Source organism: Streptomyces sp. NRRL B-24572, from assembly GCF_002156145.1.
Classification (GTDB): Bacteria; Actinomycetota; Actinomycetes; order Streptomycetales; family Streptomycetaceae; genus Streptomyces; species Streptomyces vietnamensis.
Genome location: NZ_MWIG01000649.1, coordinates 1 through 630 on the forward strand (window position 1 = coordinate 1; position 630 = coordinate 630).

General features: G+C 69.0%; 1 protein-coding gene. It reads right to left on the minus strand.

Annotated elements, in window-relative coordinates:
* Window positions 1-30 precede the first annotated feature (30 nt).
* On the minus strand, window positions 31-630 hold a 600-nt coding region (locus tag CCN56_RS32635; protein WP_256962304.1), incomplete at its 5' end, for a threonine--tRNA ligase.

Sequence of the window (630 nt, forward strand, 5' to 3'; positions counted from 1 at the left end):
CCCCGGGGGCCTCCTGAACGACTCAGGTCATCAGACCTGGACGCGGTCCTCGACGATCTTGGCGAGCTTGGCGATCGCCTCGTCGACGGGGATGCCGTTCTCCTGCGAACCGTCGCGGTAGCGGAAGGAGACGGCGCCGGCGGCCATGTCCTCGTCACCCGCGATGATCATGAACGGGACCTTCTGCTTCTGCGCGTTCCGGATCTTCTTCTGCATCCGGTCCGAGGAGGAGTCGACCTCCACCCGCAGGCCCTGCTTCTTCGCCTTGGCGGCGAACTCGTGCAGGTAGTCGACGTGCGCGTCGCCGATCGGGATGCCGGTGGCCTGGACCGGGGCCAGCCACGGCGGCATGGCGCCCGCGTAGTGCTCCAGGAGCACGGCGAAGAAGCGCTCGATCGAGCCGAACAGCGCGCGGTGGATCATGACCGGGCGCTGCTTGGTGCCGTCCGGGGCGGTGTACTCCAGGTCGAAGCGCTCCGGCAGGTTGAAGTCGAGCTGCACGGTCGACATCTGCCAGGTGCGGCCGATGGCGTCCCGCGCCTGCACCGAGATCTTCGGGCCGTAGAACGCGGCGCCGCCCGGGTCGGGGGTCAGCGGGAGGCCCTGCTTCTCGGCGACCTGCTGGAGGAC